General features: G+C 40.5%; 3 protein-coding genes and 1 pseudogene. 1 reads left to right on the plus strand and 3 read right to left on the minus strand.

Features of this window, described 5'->3' with window-relative positions:
* The coding region (locus QUA77_RS28875; protein ID WP_333454046.1) for a DUF4347 domain-containing protein at positions 1-309 on the minus strand (309 nt) is incomplete at its 3' end.
* Between the two features lie 926 nt (positions 310-1,235).
* Positions 1,236-1,373: a hypothetical protein gene (locus tag QUA77_RS28880; RefSeq protein ID WP_333043054.1), complete on the minus strand. Its 138-nt coding sequence runs from the start codon at positions 1,371-1,373 to the stop codon at positions 1,236-1,238.
* A 533-nt stretch (positions 1,374-1,906) separates the two neighbouring features.
* Here QUA77_RS28880 and QUA77_RS29480 point away from each other — a divergent pair.
* The gene (locus tag QUA77_RS29480) at positions 1,907-2,020 is read left to right on the plus strand and encodes a DUF4129 domain-containing protein (RefSeq protein ID WP_445302114.1); all 114 of its coding nucleotides are present in this window, start codon (positions 1,907-1,909) and stop codon (positions 2,018-2,020) included.
* Positions 2,021-2,177: 157 nt separating this feature from the next.
* Here QUA77_RS29480 and QUA77_RS28885 read toward each other — a convergent pair.
* Positions 2,178-2,504 (minus strand): annotated as a pseudogene (locus QUA77_RS28885) (transposase); the annotation flags it as partial.
* Positions 2,505-2,562: the final 58 nt, after the last annotated feature.

Consider the following 2,562-nt stretch of genomic DNA (forward strand, 5'->3'; position numbering starts at 1 on the left):
GCTTTCATATTGCGGCAAATTATCCGAATTCAGCGTTGCAGAACCTAGCTGCAAGCTGCCAGAATTGCCGTGAGAAATAATGTGAACCGAGTCTATCGCCCCGTTAGTCGAGGCATATTTTTCAATTTCAGAGGTGATTTGTTCGATGCCGTTTTTGGTGCTATCGAGTATTACTACCTGCTGTCCCGGCAGCACTCCCGCTGTTATTGACTCGTAATCTTTTACGCCTGAGTCTATGAAGACTAAGCAGCGCGGTGGCATTTTTTCCCAAGCAGATTTTGAGTTAACTTGAGCGAATGTAGAACTCATATTGGAGACTCCATTAAGGGCATTATTAGTAGATACACCCCGGAGTTATCTTATCAAGCGTATGTGATAAATATGCAATTTTGGCAATTGACTTTTGTATGGATCGAGCTAATCTGAACGGAGGATAACAGAGCCTAATTGCAGTTGGTTCTAGCGACCGTCAGAAGTTAGGCGAACTTTATCAATCTCTCTAAGAACAATAGTCCGGACAGTTTTTATATGACCCAATAGCTTATTCTGTAGGACTTCGCAGCCCCTGTGGATCATTAAATCAATGTCAGCTCCACCCCGCTCGTTGCATTTAATTGGACTTTATTTATGATCCTTGCGCCGCCTAAGCTTGTAGTCTCGTTCCAAAAACTGTCCGGAGTATTGTAAGAATAGAGGCATATTTTTGAAGTGCCGAGGTAATTTTCTCGATACAGTCAGATTTCCCCGCCAAAATTATGGAAACAAAATCTTCACATTCCTTGATGCAGGAGTCTTTGAATCCAAAGCTTTTGTATAGGGAATTTGCGTATTCCGAGGCGCGAGTCGTTTCCCTTAAAGAAGTCAACCTATTGCGTCCTCCAAAAGTGAGTTTAGTGGTAGATACAGCCTTGGATTCAGAGGTTCTGAAATTGCTAGCGATCGTGTTTATTTCGCTCATTCTTATTTAACCTATCTATTAGTTTCCCCTATTTCTGCAGCACTGTCATCCGCAATCGCACGGAATTTATTATATGTGTGTTTTCCCTTACTTTTGGCAAACGCGCAATTACCGATATATCCGATATCCTACTGGTGATACCACTTTTAAAAAAGAAGCCAAATCTAGGCCGGTGCTTCAAACCTCAATAGCCATTAGTCATTCGGAATTCTAAAATCTAAAATTTAAAATCTAAAAGGGTATGACAGTTAGTTGATTTGCCTCCCAACTGCACCGCTCAAGATTCTGTGGAAGATGGCGGTTTTTTTCCTGCATTGCGAATATTAATAATATTGTTGAGCGCCTCAAAGCACAAAGCCGCCCCCATAGAAATAGCTACGTCGCTCAATATCCAACCAAACAATTTTGCAATCAAAGCCGATCACAATAAATTCCCCTGCCTATCACGTTCTAAGCTGTTATGTTCGCTCCATCCAAAAGGCAATACGGTTCAGTTAGCGCTTTAAGACGAATTTCATTTCACGCATTTATGAGACTTCCAGACTTGTGAAAGGAAATCCGATTATTCTTATCTGAACATTATTGATCCAAAAGGCAGAGCTACCTGATCCAAAGCTCGATCGACATCCTGTTGAAATTTTGTCAGACTGGTTAAATTATTTGATTTAGTCTTAGCATTGTTTGCAACCAACTGCTGAGCGTACAAATTAACAGTCGATCGCTACAGCCACCTTTTGGTTAATCTTAGCATTTCTCGCAGTGTGGGCGAGTTGGCAGATTTGGCAATGGTTACGTTTTTTTTATATTCATAATTTGAAAGAGAGGAATTAAACAACTGGTGGAAGTGCGAAAAAAATAATTAAAGATGTGTCGGTAGCAGCGTGGTTATTGCTATCGAAAAAGTTGCCGTAAAAATGGAAATACCGCAAAGCTTGTCGCTCTCTTTACATGGCGGTTTTGCAGCGGTTAAATGATGCGAAAACCGTGGTTTATCAACCAAGCCGTACTGAGGCAGAATATTTGCAATTAATCCAGCAATTACCCGATCCCGCGCCTTACTAAACTGTGAGCGGAATATACCAGCCAATAGATTTTGAGAATAGGGAAGCTGACACCTCAACCTTTGAACAGTGTCAGAAATCTTCTCAATAAATTAAGGATTAAGTAGGGCTTGCTGAATAATCGATCGCTTTCCCAATAACAGGAGCGCTCGATATATTCAAGCTCGATTTAAGATAAGTTTTTCAGGCGTTAATTTTCTCCAAATATAAGTGGAGATTATCTTCAATCTAAAAACAGGTGTTGTTTTGCCCGAACGACATAAAAACACACAAAAAACCCGGCGCAACCAGGTAGAAAGGTTCATGACTAAAAAAGTAATAGCAATAACTGTTTCAGAAGTATTATCAAGTTTTGCCATCACTCTATTCAGACTGAATCTTCGTTTACCTTGTCCAAATTTACCCTCAATCGCATTTCTAATCCTTTCATCTTCCAAGGCTTGCTTCTTTGTTGATTTACTCACATTTGCTGGGGGTCTTCCTAGGGCGTCGGTTCAGTATTAGGAGTTGACAAAAAAAGGAATTTATGAAATTAGCCAGTGC

Origin of the sequence: Microcoleus sp. K5-D4, assembly GCF_036704575.1 — a bacterium.
In the GTDB taxonomy this organism is placed as follows: Bacteria; Cyanobacteriota; Cyanobacteriia; order Cyanobacteriales; family Microcoleaceae; genus Microcoleus.

What these genes read in the sequence shown, in the direction of transcription:
- QUA77_RS29480 (WP_445302114.1), top strand. Translation starts at nt 1,907, where the DNA reads ATGGCGGTTTTGCAGCGGTTAAATGATGCGAAAACCGTGGTTTATCAA.